The 18,412-nt window shown below is 52.8% G+C and carries 16 protein-coding genes; 10 read left to right on the forward strand and 6 right to left on the reverse strand.

Annotated elements, in window-relative coordinates:
* Positions 1 to 1,656, reverse strand: a complete 1,656-nt coding sequence (gene sgrR / locus ACF8PE_RS17910; protein WP_032616492.1) for an HTH-type transcriptional regulator SgrR — start codon at positions 1,654 to 1,656, stop codon at positions 1 to 3.
* Positions 1,657 to 1,743: 87 nt separating this feature from the next.
* On the opposite strand from sgrR, the gene sgrT reads away from it, so the two are divergent.
* The 4 genes from sgrT to ACF8PE_RS17930 all read left to right on the forward strand — a co-directional run bounded on the left by sgrT (position 1,744) and on the right by ACF8PE_RS17930 (position 7,047).
* Positions 1,744 to 1,896, forward strand: a complete 153-nt coding sequence (sgrT, locus tag ACF8PE_RS17915) for a glucose uptake inhibitor SgrT (protein ID WP_032616493.1) — start codon at positions 1,744 to 1,746, stop codon at positions 1,894 to 1,896.
* A 103-nt stretch (positions 1,897 to 1,999) separates the two neighbouring features.
* Complete coding sequence (locus ACF8PE_RS17920) at positions 2,000 to 3,205, forward strand: sugar efflux transporter (RefSeq protein ID WP_032616494.1); 1,206 nt, start codon at positions 2,000 to 2,002, stop codon at positions 3,203 to 3,205.
* Between the two features lie 168 nt (positions 3,206 to 3,373).
* A protein-coding gene (locus ACF8PE_RS17925; protein ID WP_098946224.1) for an IS3 family transposase occupies positions 3,374 to 4,743 on the forward strand; the annotation gives its coding sequence in 2 pieces (ribosomal slippage) (positions 3,374 to 3,857 and positions 3,857 to 4,743; 1,371 coding nt in all).
* A gap of 339 nt (positions 4,744 to 5,082) precedes the next feature.
* Positions 5,083 to 7,047, forward strand: a complete 1,965-nt coding sequence (locus ACF8PE_RS17930; RefSeq protein ID WP_117386324.1) for an alkyl/aryl-sulfatase — start codon at positions 5,083 to 5,085, stop codon at positions 7,045 to 7,047.
* A gap of 281 nt (positions 7,048 to 7,328) precedes the next feature.
* On the opposite strand, the gene ACF8PE_RS17935 is transcribed toward ACF8PE_RS17930, so the two are convergent.
* Complete coding sequence (locus tag ACF8PE_RS17935) at positions 7,329 to 8,348, reverse strand: alpha/beta hydrolase (RefSeq protein ID WP_117386236.1); 1,020 nt, start codon at positions 8,346 to 8,348, stop codon at positions 7,329 to 7,331.
* 819 nt (positions 8,349 to 9,167) lie between these two features.
* On the opposite strand from ACF8PE_RS17935, the gene ACF8PE_RS17940 reads away from it, so the two are divergent.
* From ACF8PE_RS17940 to ACF8PE_RS17955, 4 genes are all read left to right on the forward strand, one after another.
* Complete coding sequence (locus ACF8PE_RS17940; RefSeq protein ID WP_032616499.1) at positions 9,168 to 9,590, forward strand: MarR family winged helix-turn-helix transcriptional regulator; 423 nt, start codon at positions 9,168 to 9,170, stop codon at positions 9,588 to 9,590.
* 619 nt (positions 9,591 to 10,209) lie between these two features.
* Positions 10,210 to 11,682, forward strand: a complete 1,473-nt coding sequence (locus ACF8PE_RS17945) for an aldehyde dehydrogenase family protein (protein WP_200142211.1) — start codon at positions 10,210 to 10,212, stop codon at positions 11,680 to 11,682.
* 116 nt (positions 11,683 to 11,798) lie between these two features.
* Positions 11,799 to 12,425, forward strand: a complete 627-nt coding sequence (locus ACF8PE_RS17950) for a TetR/AcrR family transcriptional regulator (RefSeq protein ID WP_223263938.1) — start codon at positions 11,799 to 11,801, stop codon at positions 12,423 to 12,425.
* A gap of 198 nt (positions 12,426 to 12,623) precedes the next feature.
* A complete protein-coding gene (locus ACF8PE_RS17955; protein ID WP_117386235.1) occupies positions 12,624 to 13,058 on the forward strand; it encodes a MarR family winged helix-turn-helix transcriptional regulator in 435 nt (144 codons plus the stop codon).
* On the opposite strand, the gene ACF8PE_RS17960 is transcribed toward ACF8PE_RS17955, so the two are convergent.
* A complete protein-coding gene (locus tag ACF8PE_RS17960; protein ID WP_117386323.1) occupies positions 13,055 to 13,465 on the reverse strand; it encodes an ester cyclase in 411 nt (136 codons plus the stop codon). The two genes, ACF8PE_RS17955 and ACF8PE_RS17960, sit on opposite strands and share 4 nt — an antisense overlap.
* Positions 13,466 to 13,659: 194 nt before the next feature.
* On the opposite strand from ACF8PE_RS17960, the gene ACF8PE_RS17965 reads away from it, so the two are divergent.
* A complete protein-coding gene (locus ACF8PE_RS17965) occupies positions 13,660 to 13,920 on the forward strand; it encodes an alanine racemase C-terminal domain-containing protein (RefSeq protein WP_392495160.1) in 261 nt (86 codons plus the stop codon).
* Here the strand turns inward: ACF8PE_RS17965 and ACF8PE_RS17970 are convergent.
* A complete protein-coding gene (locus ACF8PE_RS17970; protein ID WP_191153150.1) occupies positions 13,898 to 15,097 on the reverse strand; it encodes a multidrug effflux MFS transporter in 1,200 nt (399 codons plus the stop codon). The two genes, ACF8PE_RS17965 and ACF8PE_RS17970, sit on opposite strands and share 23 nt — an antisense overlap.
* A 378-nt stretch (positions 15,098 to 15,475) precedes the next feature.
* Entirely contained in the window at positions 15,476 to 16,462 is a 987-nt protein-coding gene (locus ACF8PE_RS17975; protein ID WP_151583593.1) for an aldo/keto reductase, read from the reverse strand.
* A 151-nt stretch (positions 16,463 to 16,613) separates the two neighbouring features.
* Between ACF8PE_RS17975 and ACF8PE_RS17980 the strand changes: the two genes are divergently transcribed.
* On the forward strand, positions 16,614 to 17,567 hold the full coding sequence (locus ACF8PE_RS17980; protein WP_191153149.1) for a LysR family transcriptional regulator: 954 nt from the start codon (positions 16,614 to 16,616) through the stop codon (positions 17,565 to 17,567).
* 135 nt (positions 17,568 to 17,702) lie between these two features.
* Here ACF8PE_RS17980 and ACF8PE_RS17985 read toward each other — a convergent pair whose 3' ends face one another.
* Positions 17,703 to 18,293: a TetR/AcrR family transcriptional regulator gene (locus ACF8PE_RS17985; RefSeq protein ID WP_059308736.1), complete on the reverse strand. Its 591-nt coding sequence runs from the start codon at positions 18,291 to 18,293 to the stop codon at positions 17,703 to 17,705.
* Positions 18,294 to 18,412 lie beyond the last annotated feature (119 nt).

The following is an 18,412-nucleotide window of genomic DNA, read 5'->3' on the forward strand; positions in this document are numbered from 1 at the left end:
TTATGGTTCCGGTGGGGCAAACCACGCGGATTTAAAGTCAAACCAGCCCAGGGTATTCATGCGTAAGCCGCGCATACTGCGCTGCCCCTGGATCATCAGCCAGTGGTGGATCAGCGGGACAATCGCCTGCTGGGACAGCAACTGCTGGCACCAGGCGGCAAGGTTCATCTCGCCTGCGCGCCACTGGGCGGCGTCCTGCTGCCAGTCGCGGGGAATGCAGTGTTGCAGGAGCGGGACTTCATACAGATGCGAGAACAGCGAGAAGTCGAGCGGCAGGGTGAAATTGACGCTGTTGAGCCAGATGTCGCTCACCGCCTCGCCGCGATGCCACTCTTCATAGCTGACCTCCTGAATATTCAGCGTCACCTGCTCGGCGGCCAGCAGTTCACTCATCATTCTGGCGATCACCCGATGTTCAATATGCTCGCGGTAGAAGGTGAGGGTGAGGCTCTCCAGTCCGGCCGGTTTGTCACCGCGCCCCGGGCGCGCGTGATGCCAGCGTGGCAGCAGGCCATAGGCCGGGAACCAGTAGGACTGATAGACCTCCTCGGCCTTATAGATCAGATTGGCCGGTGAGAGGATCTGGCTTACCCACTGACGCACCTCTGCGCTGGCGCCGCGATGGGAGCGGGCGTCGAACAGCAGATAGTAACAGCCCTCTTCGAGCCGACTTTCTACTGCCTTTTCTCCCTCGGTCGGGCCCTCCAGCGTCAGGCCGACGCTCAGCTCTTCGTTGATATCCGGCAAGACCCAGACGTTCACCTCGTCAATCAGCGCCCGGTAACCAAAGTAGTCATCGAAGGCGCGGATCTTCAACTGGTTATTATTATTACGCGATACGGCATACGGCCCGGTACCCACCGGCAGGCTGGCAAAGTTGTGCATCGATTCCCACTCGCGCGGCAGGATCATCGACGGCACATACCCCAACAGCCAGGGAAGCCAGCGGTCAGGCTGCGAGAGATGGATATCCAGGGTCCAGGCGGTAGGGGATTCGACCCGGGTAATGTGTGAATAGAGGGGTAGCTCGCGGGCGCGCTGCAAAGTGGCAATGACGTCGGCCATCTCCAGCTCACGTCCATGGTGAAAATGGATACCCGGCCGCAAGAAAAAGCGCCAGTGCAACGGGGAAAGTTGCTGCCAGTGGTGGGCAATATCGGCTTCGAGTTCCCCATTTTCCTCATTTATGCGCATCAGCCCGCTGAAGATCTGGCGTGCCATATGGGTTTCGGAGCGTCGTAATGCGCTGCCCGGCAACAAGTTTTTCATCGGACGATAATAGAGTACCCGCAGGATGTGTCTGCCCTGGCGGAAGCTGCGGCCCAGATGGGAGACCAGCATCTGGCGTACCGCAGCCTTATCACCTACCAGCTGCACCAGCTGATCGATACGATCCTGCTCCAGCAAATCTTCTGCCCGCTGCTGCTGCAGTGCGAGGCCAGTGTAGAGAAAGGTGAGTCGGGAACGCTTGCCACGCCCGGCTTCGGCTTCCCAGCTCAGCCAACCCTGTTGCTGCATGGTATTCAGCAGGGTGCGCATATGGCGGCGCGAACAGCTGAGTAACTCGGCCAGCTCGCTGAGCGTGGTGACCTGAGCCTGGCCGTCACAGCACTGCCACAGGCGAATGAATTGTTGTTGCAGACGACCAGAGGGCATAAAAGGGGAACTCCTGACAAAAAATCAGCAATTTATTAATCCCTATATTAAGCCAATAATTCACTTCGATGAAGCGAGGAGGTGAATATGAAGAGGTCTACCACGAGTCAGTTTTACCGACAGTACTTCTCAGCGACAAAGGGAGTGTCCTGGCTGGCCCGCCGGTGTGCAGAACAGCAGCTGAAAATACTGGAAGATCTGATGCAGTGGGAGGTGACACCGTCGACCTCGGAACGCTGAATGGCTTCGATCATGTGTGACTGAGTATTGGTGCGAATCACCACGCCAGCAGGTATTATCTGCTGGCTTTTTTCGTTTTCACTTGCGCTAAAGGGAACAGTTAATGCTCTGGTTAATGACGATGGGACGCCGTCTGAACGGTGTTTATGCCGCCTTTTTAGTGGTGGCTTTTATGATGGGCATCGCCGGTGCGCTACAAGCCCCGACCCTGAGCCTGTTCCTGAGCCGTGAGGTGGGTGCCCAGCCATTCTGGGTAGGGATTTTTTACACCGTCAATGCCGTCGCCGGGATCCTGGTCAGTCTGTGGCTGGCGAAACGATCGGACAGCCAGGGCGATCGCCGCAAGCTGATCCTCTTTTGCTGCGCGATGGCGATTTGTAACGCGCTGCTGTTTGCCTTTAACCGTCACTACCTGACCTTATTGACCTGCGGCGTGCTGCTGGCTTCGCTGGCCAATACCGCCATGCCGCAGCTGTTTGCCCTCGCGCGGGAATATGCCGACAGCTCGGCGCGTGAAGTGGTGATGTTCAGCTCGGTAATGCGTGCCCAGCTGTCGCTGGCGTGGGTTATCGGCCCGCCGCTGGCCTTTATGCTGGCGCTTAACTATGGCTTTACCGTCATGTTCTCTATTGCGGCGGCCATTTTTGCTATCAGCCTGGGGCTAATCGCTTTCGCACTGCCGTCGGTTTCCCGGGTGGAATCAGCAAGTGCCGTACCGGTGACGCAGATCAGCGGCTGGAAAGACAAAAACGTCCGCCGGCTGTTTATCGCCTCTACCCTGATGTGGACCTGCAACACCATGTATATCATCGACATGCCCCTGTGGATCAGCAGCGATCTGGGCTTACCGGATAAGCTGGCCGGGATCTTAATGGGTACCGCCGCCGGGCTGGAGATCCCGGCAATGATCCTTGCTGGCTATTACGTCAAATACTTTGGTAAGCGGCGGATGATGGTGATTGCGGTGGCGGCGGGCGTGCTGTTCTACTTTGGGCTGATCCTCTTTCACAGCCATGAAGCGTTACTTGCCCTGCAGCTGTTTAACGCGGTCTTTATCGGCATCGTCGCCGGGATTGGCATGCTCTGGTTCCAGGATCTAATGCCGGGGCGGGCAGGTTCAGCCACTACGCTGTTTACCAACAGTATTTCAACCGGCGTGATTCTTGCGGGGATTATTCAGGGGGCGCTGGTGCAAAGCTATGGTCATGCCGTGGTGTACTGGGTGATTGCAGCCATCTCGCTGGTGGCGCTGGTGCTGACCTGGCGGGTAAAAGAGAGTGAAATTCTGGAAGGCGGCTTCACGAAATGACGGCCGATTCTGACAGCAGGACGGAATACGAATAGAGTTCACGCGGGTGCTTGAGGCTGTTTGCCTGAAGCATTGCTGGAAGGGTAAACAGAAGAAAGCCCCACTCAACATAACGTTGATGTGCATGCACTGCACCCATTTAGTTGGACTCTCAAACTGGAGAGTCCTATGCCCGGACGTAAATATACCCTCGAAGAACGCCTTGCAGTCGTTATGCACTATCTTGCTGGCGATGAAGGCTATCGGTTAACTTCAGCCCGTTTCAACGTTCCCAGAACCCAGGTAAGAATCTGGGTTGCAGCCTATGATGCTTATGGTGAAGAGGGATTAAAGCCCAGAGATAAGGGCGTATCCATCGATCCTGAAATCAGAATTGAAGCTGTGAAAGCCGTGCTTTCCGGACAGATCTCCCTTACCCAGGCCGCGACTAAATTCAATGTTGCTGGTGCATCATCTGTCGCCAAATGGGTAAAAGTGTTCAATGAGCATGGTGAAGAAGGGCTTCGAGCACTCAAGGTAGGCACAAAAAGGGTATCTTACATGGCTGAACACCCTGAACTTATTGAAGCCGCAGAGGAACGATCAAAAGAGCAACGGATTCATGAGCTGGAAAGGAAGGTCAAACGTCTGGAATTACGGATAGTTTATCTACAAAAGCTGAAAGCCTTAGTTCGGTAAGAGATAAGGTTCTCGTTGTTGACGAACTAAGGCAGCATTATCCGCTTGACCAGCTGCTGAGTATTGCCCGGATACCCAGAAGCACGTTTTACTATCATCTTAAGGCACTTAAGTCTCCTGGAAAATACGATGCAATAAATCGTCGAATCAGTGAGATATATGATGAAAACCAGGGTCGATATGGTTATCGACGGATAACGCTGGCGCTCAGAAGAGAGGGGGGCGTGATCAACCACAAAGCGGTCCAGCGCCTGATGAATGCTCTTGACCTTAAAGCAGCTATCAAAGTAAAGCGTTACACCTCATGGCGTGGCGAACGGGGAAGTGCTGCTGCCAATATCATGCAACGAAACTTCAAAGCCAGCCGGCCTAATGAAAAATGGGTCACAGACGTCATCGAGTTTGCTGTCAATGGCCGGAAACTCTATCTTTCTCCGATCATCGATCTCTTCAATAACGAAGTCATTTCATACAGTATTTCGGAACGCCCAACCATGCCGATGATTGACGACATGTTGATTAAGGCATTTGCCAGAATGGAGGCAAACAGCAAACCAGTACTTCATTCAGATCAGGGCTGGCAATACCGGCATCGATGGTATCAGTATCAGTTGCGTGAGTTTGGGGTTTTGCAAAGCATGTCCCGTAAAGGAAACTGTCTGGATAATGCCTGTGCAGAATGCTTTTTCGGGACCTTAAAATCTGAATGCTTTTACACCCGTAAATTCAACGATGTTGACGAACTGAAGATCGTTCTTGAGGAGTACATTCATTACTACAACACCCGGCGAATCAGCCTTAAATTTAACGGCCTCAGCCCGGTTGAATATCGCCTGAAAACCTATCCGCTACGAATTTGATATGGTGATTTTCATCAAGGAAGCATCATAAATAAAATTATGATAAGGCGTAATCAGCTTGCGCAGGATTTTTACATTTTTGATGATAGTGTTAAGGATATCATCCAGTTATCAAGCCTGCTCAATATCTGAAATGAATAGGGTATAGGTCCGCTATGAGCGACAAGCGGAAATCCGCCTGGTGTTAGAGATATGCTGTGAGCGATGGCCGACTCTGCTCATCAGAAGGTTAAATGTTACTTGCAAACATTACAGGGCATTGATTTTGCAAAACTATGCCTCTTAAAATTCAATTGGTTGTTTTATTTGCTCACTTGCTGAATATGCTTGCCTGGTTATATTTATTCATGTTCCCCGCCGTTAATTCTATTTCTTGAAATTTTTTCAGCCAGCGCACTCGCAGCAGAAGCACCGAAAGAGGCTGCCGCCGCCACACAACAGGCCAATAACGCCCTGTTCAGCCAGCTGCCTTTCTCCGATAACACCGACTTTACCGATGCCCACAAAGGCTTTATCGCCGCACTCCCCGCAGAGGTAATCAAAGGCGAACAGGGCAACGTAGTCTGGGATCCGCAGCAGTACGCTTTTATTAAAGAGGGCGATAAAGCGCCGGATACCGTCAACCCCAGCTTATGGCGGCAGGCGCAGTTGATTAATATCAGCGGCCTGTTTGAGGTGACGGACGGGGTGTATCAGATCCGTAACCTCGACCTGTCGAACATGACCATTATTGAAGGCGCCACCGGCGTGACCGTGGTCGACCCGCTGGTCTCGGCGGAAACGGCAAAAGTCGGGATGGATCTCTACTTTAAAAACCGCGGCCAGAAACCGGTGGTGGCGGTGATCTACACCCACAGCCACGTTGACCACTACGGCGGCGTGCGCGGCGTGGTGAATGAGGCCGACGTCAAGGCCGGTAAGGTGAAAATCTATGCCCCGGCCGGCTTTATGGAAGCAGCGGTGGCAGAAAACATTATGGCCGGGAACGTGATGAGCCGTCGCGCGAGCTATATGTACGGCAACCTTCTGAAACCGGATGCCAAAGGCCTGGTCGGTGCCGGGCTGGGTACCACCACCTCCGCCGGGACCGTTACCCTGCTTGCCCCAACCAATATCATCGAAAAGGATGGTCAAAAAGAGACCATCGACGGTCTGACCTATGACTTTATGTTGGCACCAGGCTCAGAAGCGCCCTCTGAAATGCTCTGGTATATCGAAGAGAAAAAACTGATTGAATCCGCCGAGGACGTGACCCATACCCTGCATAACACCTACTCCCTGCGCGGTGCCAAAATCCGCGAGCCGCTGCCGTGGTCGAAATACATCAACGAAGCCATTGTGCGCTGGGGTGATAAAGCCGAGATCCTGATGGCCCAGCACCACTGGCCGACCTGGGGCAATGAAAACGTCAATAAACTGCTGAAGAGCCAGCGCGACCTGTACCGTTACATCAACGACCAGACCCTGCGCATGGCGAACCAGGGCCTGACCCGGGACGAAATCGCCGCCAACTTTAAACTGCCGGATTCGCTGGCGCACACCTGGGCCAACCGGGGTTACTACGGCTCGGTGAGCCACGACGTGAAAGCCACCTACGTGCTGTATCTCGGCTGGTTTGACGGCAACCCGGCCACCCTGGATGAACTGCCGCCGGAAGAGGCCGCGAAGAAATTCGTTGACTACATGGGCGGCGCGGACGCCATTCTGCAGAAGGCCAAAACCGACTTCGACCAGGGTAACTATCGCTGGGTGGCGCAGGTGGTGAGCAAAGTGGTGTTTGCCGATCCAAACAACCAGGCGGCCCGCAACCTGGAGGCGGACGCGCTGGAGCAACTGGGTTATCAGGCCGAATCGGGCCCGTGGCGTAACTTCTACCTCACCGGCGCACAGGAACTGCGTAACGGCGTGGTGAAAGGCCCGACCCCTAACACCGCCAGCCCGGATACGGTGCGGGCGATGACTCCAGAGATGTTCTTCGACTATCTGGCGGTGCACAGCAACGGCGAGAAGGCCGGGACGGCGAAATCGGTGTTTAACATCGATCTTGGCAGCGACGGCGGTAAGTACAAGCTTGAGCTGGAAAACGGAGTGCTGAACCACACCGCCAACGCCGAAGCGACCGATGCTGACGCCACCATTACCCTGAATCGCGACACCCTGAACAAAATCATCCTCAAGGAAACCACACTGAAACAGGCCGAGGAGAACGGCGCGGTGAAAGTGACCGGTGACGGGACAAAACTTGATGCCATGCTGGGATATATGGATAAATTTGAGTTCTGGTTCAATATCGTGACACCGTAAGTTATATCCCTGCAGGCTTCACTTTAGCCTGCGGGGAATTAATACCAGTAACGTCCGCTACTGGCACCAGGCGGACATATTCACGGTGTTACAGGTCGACTATGAGCGAAAAGCAGAATTCAGATATCAAGATGGAGGCGGGGACTTAAAGCAAAGATAACATGGCTGCGTAACCGGGTTTGCCCGGTAGCGGTTTTTCAGCCGGAATTAGCGAAGACAGGCGCCAGGTTCATACAAAACAGCACGGCCTCTGGCCGCGCTGTTTATACCTTATGCGGATATTATTTCAGGTGGTTCTGCAGCGCTGCGCCCGCCTGCTCCAGCGCGGTTCTGACGGTGGGCTCCTGACTTAACGGGTTCAGCAGCCCGTAGTCGTGGATCATGCCGTTATAGCGTGTCACGGTCACAGGCACGCCGGCGGCATCCAGCTTGCGACCGAACGCTTCACCTTCGTCACGCAGAACATCCAGTTCTGCTGTCTGGATTAAGGTTTGCGGGAAACCTTTCAGCTGTTCAGTGGTGGCACGCAGTGGCGAGGCAAGAATATTATTACGGTCTGACACGTTAGTGGTGTAGTTATCCCAGAACCATTTCATCATGTTTTTCGTCAGGAAATAGCCGTTTTCATACTGGTTATAGGATGTGCTGTCAAAATTCGCATCCGTTACCGGCCACAGCATCACGTTATAACGGATCTTCGGCCCGTTAAACTGTTTAGCCTGCAGCGCCACAGAGGCCACCATATTTCCCCCTACGCTGTTACCGACCAGGCCCAGACGGCTGCCATCGACGCCAATTTCCTGACCGTGTTCAGCCACCCATTTGGTTGCTTCATACGCCTGGTTAATCGCGACAGGGAAGTGGGCCTCCGGTGACGGCGTGTAGTCCACATATACCGCCGCAGCGCCGGATGAACGAACCAGGTCGCGGATCAGACGTTCATGGGTCGGGAAATCTCCCAGCACCCAGCCGCCGCCATGGAAGAACATGAATACAGGAAGGGTGCCGGTCGCGTTGTCCGGTTTCACGATTTTCAGTTTTATGGATTGCCCGTTTACCGTGATGATTTTTTCTGCAACCTGCGCAGATGGCAGCGTAACGCCCTTCTGTGCCCCGATCAGTACCTGACGGGCCTCCTGCGGGGTCATTTGTTCCATGGGCTTCCCGTCACCGGAGTTCAGCACGTTGAGAAATGCCTGCACGCCGGCTGTGGGGGCAGGGAGGTTGACTGGTTTTTCGGACGCCACAGCGGTGGCGGATGCGAAAAGAGCAGAAGTCAGGACAGCTGATACGGTTTTCATGATTAAGCCTCTTTAGATGTGTGTTGATTGTATTATTCAGTTGGGCGCCGGTTGTTCCGGCATTAATCTTGTATGCATAATGCTTGCACGCAATATTCTTTCAGTCAAACTTTATTTGTTCATCTTTTCTGGACATTCTGGCTTTGCATTATTTAAGTCTTTTAAAACAGTTGATTAGAAGAGAATCCATTCTGATCACTGGATTCAGCTACTGATATGCTCTGCCAGCCGTCTCCGGCCACAGCCAGTGTTCTGCTAACTGCCCTGCGGCTGGCCGGACCTGGGGCTGACCACCGTCAATACGGTTCTGCGCAGTTTCGTTGGAATCCCGACGTTCCTTGCTATCTCTCCTCAAAACATGTGGCGTATTAACCGACACAGACCCGGGGCAGGTAATCCCTTGTCTGCCTGGCTGACGTCTGAGCGAGTGGTCTCTCGTTTACGTTGAATATAAAAGTAAACGATCACTTATATAAATACAATGATTTTTTATGTGCTTTTTTCGGGTGTTATGTGAATGACGTCGCTGGCGTTCATGAGAAGGGGTCAGTAAGCATGAGATAATCACGGTATTCAAAGAAATGCCCGGCCCTCGCTGCTGAGCAGAAAACAAACCGGTTGTTCGGAAAATGCCACAGGGAGAATGCAAATAAGGCAAAATTCAGGACACCTGACCCGGCTTTTATGACCGGTCTTGGTAAAATTATGCGCATCGCCTTGTTACCGGCATTTAACTTTTGCGAATTTAACTTGCATGCAATATTCTTTATAGCAAATATTATTTAAACAATTCTGGTGTGTTTGCATGGAGAAAATTAAATGCAAAAAAACAGCATCTTAGAGGAAAAGCTATGCTTTTCTTTGTATTCGGTAACAAACGCGCTAATCCGCCAGTATCGGCCCTTGCTGAAAGAGTTTGACCTGACCTACCCACAGTTTGTCGTGCTTATGGCCCTTTACGAGCAGGACAATATCCCGTTACGGGCGCTTGGCCAGAAGACATTATTTGACTCGGGAACGCTGACGCCGCTTGTACAAAAACTTGAGGCGAAGGGGTTTCTGAAAAGGATGGCTGTCGCCGGAGATGAAAGGATGAAAAATGTCGTTCTTACTGAAAAGGCGAATGAGATGAAAGAGGCTCTGCTGGATCTGCCTGGTAAGATGAGATGTACCATGCAGATGAACGATGAAGAGTTAAATCTGCTTCGGCAACTGTCGGCTAGTCTGCTGAAAGACTTGTAAGGCTTAGTGCCGGTGTGGCATGGACGGGAAGCACAGTCCGGCAATTCAGCGGTACACCAGAAGATTGCGGCAGCCGTCCATTTTTCCCGGAGGGAATTGCTCTGACGCAGAGCAACAGCGATGGCCGGAGCAGTGTCAAAAATGTTATGAGCGGCGGGGTGAAGGATGCATCCTGATTCCCCGTCATGAATGGGACGGAAATTCGGGATCCCCGGCCGGATTTAAGCCTTGTACTCGCAGAATGCATGCTCTTTTTGAGCATGATTTCCTCGTTTGAACCTAGTAAAAATTTCGCTTACTCAAAGATTCACATTTGGGGCAGTTACAGCCCATCTGTACCGGGCGGCAAAAGATTTGAGCTGCCGCCCCAGGGCGATGCGTATTCGTTCCATGACCATCTATCCTCGCCAGGACGAGTCCCGTCCACGCCAGCAGTGTTAATCCCATAATATCTGAGCGCTGTAAAATAACGTTGCATTTATATAAATGATCACTTACTTTTATATTTGTCGCGACGCAAACGGGCAGCTTTTAGCTTCGGCGTCAACTAGGCAGACAAGGGATTACCCGCACCGTGTCTGCATCGTTCAATCCGCGGGATACCCGGAAAGGAAATATCATGGAACACCCGAATATGACTGAAGCTGCAGGAAACTGGATCAACGGTAACTGGAACAACGGAGGCACGATAAGACAGGCGATAAGCCCTTCAACAGGCCAGCCACTGGGAAACTACCTGGACATCGGCACTGACGAAGCACGTCAGGCGATCGAAGCCGCCCGTACTGCCTTTGACACGACAAGCTGGTCCAGAGATCGCTCCCTGCGCTCACGTGCCCTGTTTGAACTGGCCGACGAGGTCGCAAAACGGGTGGACGAGATAGCAATCCAGCTGGCACGCGAAGGGGGCAAGCTGCTGGCGCAGACTCAGTGGGAGCTGGCATTAACGGTGGAGTGGCTGCGTTATGGTGCCGCCACGGCACTGCTGCAGACCGGCGGGCGCGCCCTTGAAGCCGCTCCGGGAATGCATTTCCATTCCGATCCCGAACCTCTTGGCGTTGTGGGCGTTATTTCGCCATGGAACTCACCAATCATACTGTCAGTGCGCGCTGTCGCTCCCGCCCTGGCTGCCGGATGTACTGTGGTGCTGAAACTGCCGCACCAGACCGCGCTTACCAATGCCCTGTTTTCCCGGGCAATCGCTGCAGTCAAATCGCTGCCACCGGGTGTACTGAATGTGATCACCGAAACCGGGAGTACAGGCGCTTCCATGCTGGTCGACTCCCCTCTGGTGAACATGATCAGCTATACCGGCAGCACTAAAGTAGGCCGCCTCATTGCCGCCAACGGCGCCAGAACGCTCAAACGTCTGAATCTGGAACTGGGCGGCAAAGCGCCGCTGATCGTATTTGATGATGCAAACCTTGATGTGGTGGTGCCGCAGATCGTCATGGCACTGGTCGCGATGAATGGTCAGTTCTGCTGTACCGGTTCACGGGTACTGGCCCAGCGTGGCATCGCCGACCGGTTGCGCGCTGCACTGATCGAGGCTTATCAGAATGTCCGGCTCGGCGAAAGCGAAGACCCGCAGGCGCAGCTTGGCCCGTTGATCGACAAGGCCAGTGTTCAGCGCGTTGACGCCGTGGTCGCGGCTGCAGGATCGTATGCAAACATTCTGGTGCGCGGCGGCCCCGTAAATGAAGGCCCTCTGGCCTCAGGCGCGTTCTACCGCCCCACCCTGATCGAAGTACAGGACCTGAGCACCGATGTCATCCAGTCTGAAGTCTTCGGGCCGGTCCAGACTTTCGAGATTTTTGATGACGAAGCTGATGCAATCATGCGCGCAAACGCTACCGAATTCGGTCTCGCCGCGTCGGTGTTCTCAGACGACACGGCGCGTGGCCGGAGAGTTGGCAAGTCTGTTCAAGCCGGTCATATCTGGCTAAACTGCTGGGGCGTTATGTCCGAGCACTTCGAACAGAGCGGCTTCAAGCAAAGTGGTATCGGCGTCCTCTGCGGGCCACGTGCGATTGAGCAGTTTCAGGAAATCAAGGTCTATGCGAGCGTTGAGGCTACGCCGGCGTCACTCTGACGTTTATCGCCTCGTATCGCCAGTTCGTCCACTGCGCGGCTGACCTGACCTGCAAACTGAGGACGACACTACTCCGGTGTCGTCCTTGTGTTACCTGAATGGAATAAAATGTGAAAATGAAAACTGATGCAGACAAGCCCCTGCGCGGGCGTCCCGTGAATGAGCATGCGCGTGAAGAACGCATGACCCAGATCCTCAACGGGGCCCGAACCTGCTTTATACAACGCGGGTTTCACGCCTCATCTATTTCCGAGATTGGTGCGGCTGCAGGGGTCAGCGTTGCGAACATTTACCAGTACTTTCCGAGCAAGGACGTCCTCATCACGGCGCTTATTGAACTCGACCTGCAGCGGCATCACAATCTGATAAGCCGTTTCTGGAGTACTGATTTCAGTCGCAAGGCGATTGAAGAGTTGCTGGCAGAGATTTTCCTCACACCCGAGGGGCACGCGGTGGCGGTTTTACGTGCTGAAATCGCCAGTGAAGGTGCGCGTAACACACATGTTGCGGAACTCCTTCGTGATTCAGAAGCTGGCCTGATTGACAGCGTCCATAGCAGGATACGCGCGGCCCAGAGCAGCGGCCAGATATCTGCCGGACTCGATCCGCATGCAGTGACAGAGCGCCTGTCCCTTGTTTTTGAAGGCCTCATGCGCCTGTACCTGTTCTCCCCGGACAATGGACAGAAACTCATCGAGCTGTATTACCGCCAGTTTGCCGATACGCTTCAACTGAAGTTTTGACTTCCTGTCTACGGGAGAAAATGAAGGTGGCGCCAGGCTAACCAGGGCTGAATTATCGGCCGATACCGGAGCCTGGCATAACGATAATACATGCACGTTGCTGGCACAAAATGACAGCCCCGCCTGTCCGTTAAACCAACTTTCACACCTTTTTAAGATGCCCCTGTATGCCAATTAAATGTAGGTTAACCTCCCGTAATGAACGAAAAACCTCCTTTGACAAGTGAAGCGGAAGTACTGGCCGAAGAACTGCGCGAGATAGTGAGCGCGTTTATTCGAAATGTACGCATATCAACCGGCACAATTCGCACATCCCAGTATGAAACCCTGGATCTGCTCGATACGCACCATGCGCTTTCTATCGCTGAACTTGCCAGCCTGCGGGGTGTAAAACATCAAAGCATGCGTCTGGTAATCAATGAACTTGAGCTTCAGGGTCTGGTGCAGCGGCAAAAAAATCCGCAGGATGCGCGGGCACAACTGATTGTACTAAGTGAAAATGCACGTGCCCTACTGGCCGACGCACGTGCAAAGCGAGTTGAGTGGATTGCGGCACGGTTAGATACCCGGCTCAGTGAAGCCGAACGCGGGGATCTGCAGAAAGGTCTGGCAGCACTGCACAAACTCCTTTAGTTCTGCTTTAGCTGACTCAACACCTGTGCCAGTGTGTTTAGCCCCCAGTGCTCTACGTATTTTCCTTCAGCAATCCGGACCATATCTATCACTGAAATGTTGACAGCTTTACCGGTTGGAGCGACCCCCATCAGTTCACCTGTATGCCTGCCCGTTATCGTTTTACGCGTGGTGACCCAGTCTCGTTCGGCAATCTGATCTTCTATATTGACCTGCAAATCTGTAAGCGCGGGGCGAAGGATCTGGTCAAAGGTACGCCACAGACTTTCACGATCGCCGGCAGTGCCTTCCGGCGCGGATCGATTGATAAAACGGTCAGCCACTAATACGTCAAATGCCTCGCGGCTGCCTTCGGCAATAACGTACTGATTGAAGCGTTGCACGACAATTTTATTTTGCTCAGACATGAAAACCCCCATATATACAGTTTAACTGTATATATTAAAGCAGATCCTGACCCACTTTGAATAGTGAAGTTGTGCGGTCAGATGTTCAGGACGTACCTGAGTTTTTCTCAGTTTGTTTCTGGCACAAAGCGGGCCTGCCTTGAGGATTATGTCCGCGATGAAGAAAAAGCGAAGAATCGGTTGTTCTGGCAGGAATACCCGCTACGCGCCCACAGGTCCCTCCGGTCTGGACTGATGGGGCCGGAACGCAGGTGGCTGGGGCAGTTTCAGTGGATATAATTACTGTGGATTTGATCCCTTACCAGCAGGCAGGTATCGGCAACAGGGTGAAATTGTGGGGTAAAAAGGTCCTGATTAATGATGATGCGTACGCTGCCGGTACCGTTGGTAATGAGCTGACGTGTGCGCTTGCTCCGCGGGTACCGGTCGGGGTTATTTGGTTTTCAGCGCGGTAAGCGTACCGTGCACATTCCTGCTGCATTTCCACGCCAGCGCTGCCAGTACGGCACCCATAATCATCATCGCACTCAGCGCAAGCTTCTCGTTTACCGGCAGAGCCATCGCCAGTAAACCGGCAGAGGAGCCGCCCGCCATCTGAATAAATCCCGCCAGGGCCGAAGCCACGCCAGCCTGCTGTTTATAAGGTTCCAGTGCAAAGCTGGTTGCCGGGCCGACCGTAAAGGCCAGACCGGCTACCGAAATAGCCACCGGGAACATATACAACGCCCAGCTGGTTTGCATCTCTGCCGGGAAGATGGCCATGCCTGCCAGCATCGTCACAGCACCACAGGCCATTGCCAGACTACCAAAAGCCAGACAGATGGACCGGCCCAGTTTGCGGATGATTTTATTTACCAGCACGCTGCCCAGCATAATCCAGAAGCCATTAGCGCCAAAGGCTATGGAAAACTGCAGGGCAGAGAGTTTTCCTTCGGTCATCAGCACCTGCGGAGCCAGCGACACGTAGGTCAGCACCATGCCCATTGCACCCGCATTAGCAAACGTAAAAGCAAGGAAGCGGGGTTCACGTAGGATTCTGGCGTACTGGACAAGCGGAAGTGCCTTGACTGCCAGCGTTCCGGCCGGACGTGTTTCAGGCAGGAAACGCAGGATCATCAGGCCAATGACCAGCACATAACTGGCAAGAAACCAGAAGGGGGCACGCCAGCCAAACGCACCGGCCAGGAAACCACCCAGCATCGGTGCCAGTGCCGGAACAATATTCAGGGCACCGTTAAGAAAACCGTAGGCTCGTGCCGCTTCCTCGCCCTCAAGGCGATCCCTCACGCCGCTGAACGCCACCACGGCGGTACAGCAAACCGCGCAACCCTGAACAATACGCGCGCTAAGGAACTGCGGCCAGCCGGTTGCAGTGGCAGCCAGAATACTGCCCAGCAGATAAAGCAGGATCCCGGTTATGGCTACAGGTTTACGGCCAAAATTATCAACCAACGGACCCGCAACAATCTGACCTAAACCCATTACCAGCAAAAACAGGGGAATGGTTGTCTGGATCGTGGTCACAGGCGTGTTCAGCCCCAGCGCAATGTCTGGCAGGGTAGGCAGGTAGAGATCAATGCCCAGCGGACCCAGAAGCACCAGGCTGAGTAAAAGAAGCGTGAATTTTTGCATCGTGCGTGACAGCATCCATATAAAAGCGAGCCGCACAGGTTAGCGCAACCGCAGAAAAAGAAAAGGGTAAGTCAGCTCGTGGATCATCGCCATTATGGCTATGACAATTTCCCGGAGCACCGCCCAGTCCTTCATGAGCTCACGCCAGTCCGTTACCTTTTTCTTATTCATAAATGCCTGTCAATAGATCCAACAGGCTATCGCGTCCCGTCCTGTGGGCTGAATTTTTCACAAAGTCCGGTGGCGACCTGTAGCTACAGAGGTTTCAGCCGGGACAGATCAATTTTTTGCTCAGCGTAAAACAGGCCGTGACGTATTGCATCCGCATACACCACTCAGCTGAACTTTCTGTTTTCGGTATAAATTTTAAATAGGTATCTACCAGCGCTGATGAACCCATGGGGATATTTTTTGCTGGTAAATCTTTTGCAGGGCGGTCATCACTTCCTCTGAAAGAGCATTGATACTCCCTGCCTGCGCATTAGCCTCTGACTGAGCCTTGTTTTTGGCACCAGGGATCACGACAGAAACATCCTCATTCATGAGAATCCAGCGCAGGGCGAAGGCGGCCATTGTGATATCACCCGGTACAAGGCGTCGTATTTCCTCCACGGCATCGAGCGCAACGTCGAAAGGCACACCGGCAAAGGTTTCCCCCTTATCAAACTGCTCTCCATTACGATTAAAAGATCGATGGTCATCGGCTGAGAATACTGTGTCCGTTTTCATTTTGCCGGTCAGCAGGCCTGAAGCCAGCGGGACGCGAGCAATGATCCCCACCTCCCGACGCCTGGCCTCACGCAGCAGCAACTCAGCAGGACGCTGCCTGAAAATGTTGTAAATCAGTTGAATGGATGAAACGTTCGGGTACTCAAGTGCCTTAAGCCCCTCTTCCACTTTTTCAACAGAAACCCCATAGCTGCGAATTTTTCCTGCCTTCATCATTTCATCCATAACGGCGAAAACTTCAGGCGTGTAATAAATTTCGGTTGGCGGACAGTGCAGCTGAACCAGGTCCAGCGTTTCTGTTTGCAAATTATCGCGGGAGCGATCGACAAACTCGTTGAGATTTTTTTCTGTGTAACCCGAGGCTACATGGGGGGAAAGACGGCGGCCAATTTTAGTCGCAACAAAAGGACGTTCGCCGCCCCGCTCTTTCAATACCTCGGCAATGATTTTTTCAGAACGCCCGTCACCGTAAACGTCAGCGGTATCGATAAAGGTCATACCCGCGTCCAGTGCTGCATGCAAGGCACCTCTGGCATCCTCCAGGCTGACTTCCCCCCAGGTCCCACCAATAGCCCAGGCTCCGAAGCCAATTTCAGATATGCTTTTTCCGGTTTTACCAAGAATTCTTTTTTTCACGAGTATCCCTCACTGGGTGAACTGTACGCTTCGGCTTTAATCACCTGCGTATATGACTGTAATCACAAAGCTTAGCGTTTACGGGCACTGAATTCTTATGCTAAAAGATGTGCCAGATTCACTGAATCGATTAATGAGGTTCATCATATAAATGGAGCGTATTGATTTCGCTGATCTTCAGGCATTCGTGACTGTTTTACGGTGCCGAAGTTTTAAACTCGCCGCCATTGAACTTGGTCTGTCATCTTCAGCCGTAAGCCATGCCATCAGGCGACTTGAAACCCGGCTGGGAGCCAGACTGCTAAACAGAACCAGCCGATCGGTATCGGCAACGGCGCTGGGCCAGGAGATAGCTGAAAAGCTTTCGTGCGGATTTGATACGATTTCTTCTGCGCTGGATACTGTCAACGCGCCTGGCCGTGGACGCTTTGGTGTATTGCGTATTAACGTCTTTGCCGACGCTGCTGCGCAATTGATTTCGCCTTCCCTGAAAGAGTTTGCGACAAGGTGGCCTGATGTCCGGCTGACTGTTGTCGTAGAAGACCGGCCTGTCGATATCACCGCCGAAGGATTTGATGCAGGTATGCGGTATGGGCATCTGGTACCCGAAGACATGGTCGCCGTGGCCCTGACCGGCTCTCAGCGCTGGATAGTGGTAGGCTCACCTGATTATGTAAATCGTTATGGAACACCGAACAGGCCAACTGAATTATCCGCGCATAACTGCATACAGCTGTTACTTGGGAATAATGCCAGTTTCCGCTGGGAGTTTGATGCGCCTGAAGGAAATTTCAGTATGCGTGTACCGGGTTCTATCACTCTGAAAGACACGGCGACAACAATTGCAGCGGCCAAAGCCGGGATTGGTCTGGCTTATGTGCTGGAATCGCGTGTTCAGGCAGAGCTTACAGAGGGGACTCTTATCAATGTCATGCCCACGCATTCTGCATATGGCGATCCTTTTCACATGTATTACAGTTCTCGTCGATACGTCCATCCCGCTCTGCGTGAGCTTATCAATATCATTCGGACTAACAACGGGTTGCAGCCTTTACCGGATTTACCTCATGAAAAGCAGAATAGTCAGCAAAGTAATTTTAGATAACGTGCGTTGCGATAAAAAATGATGTCAGTAATGTCTGTTATTAGTCCCGGATGGTCATCTTCATGGCATTGAAGACCGGATAGCTGACGTCTTCAGAAAACAATATGTCCGCTCTGAGCGAACAGCGGACATAAGTTACACACCGGAAGGGCTGGGATTTATCAGGACACGAGGCTTCATGGCGGTCATGAGATCAGAGAATTCCTTCTCTGACACTTTTACTGAAGCACCGCTTTGTGAGGACTGCAGGCAGGCGAAACCCGAGCGGATAACTGCGTTAACCGTCTGTCTGTTGAATGTTGTGTCGACGTTGCGCTCTGTCAGATATAACTCAGTTGTTTCTTCAAGCAATATTTCAATGATTTCGAGTTGTCGCGCCAGTAAAGCGGGGGTTTTACGAATAAAGGCCTGTATTTCTCCGCCTCCGGGTTCAGCACAGTTCACCGCAAATTCATTAAGCGCGTGTTTGAGCGCTTCCCAAATGTCTTCCGAAGCCAAAAGTTCTCTGAATCGTTCCAGAAAGCGGCTTTTAAAAAGATGAACAGAATCCAGAAGCACGTCCTCTTTAGTAGGGAAGTACCTGAAGTAGGAACGCTTTGACATCCCCACGGTATGAGCAATCATTTCTACCGTGGTTTTTTCATAGCCGTATTGCTGAAAAAGCTCAAATGCAGAAACAGCAATCTGTTCTTTTATGGCCTTTCGGGCCAAAGCGCGTGTATTCATATTTTTAATTTATCTGGATTAGCGTTAGCTCAGTGCGCTACAGGTTAAAGAAAGAGTCCACCTAATCTCTCCGGTGGACTCCATGATATTACAGGGTAAAAAGGCTCAGGCAAATCACA

The sequence above is a fragment of the Leclercia sp. GLN_9 genome, assembly GCF_043105735.1.
Lineage (GTDB): Bacteria > Pseudomonadota > Gammaproteobacteria > Enterobacterales > Enterobacteriaceae > Enterobacter > Enterobacter adecarboxylatus.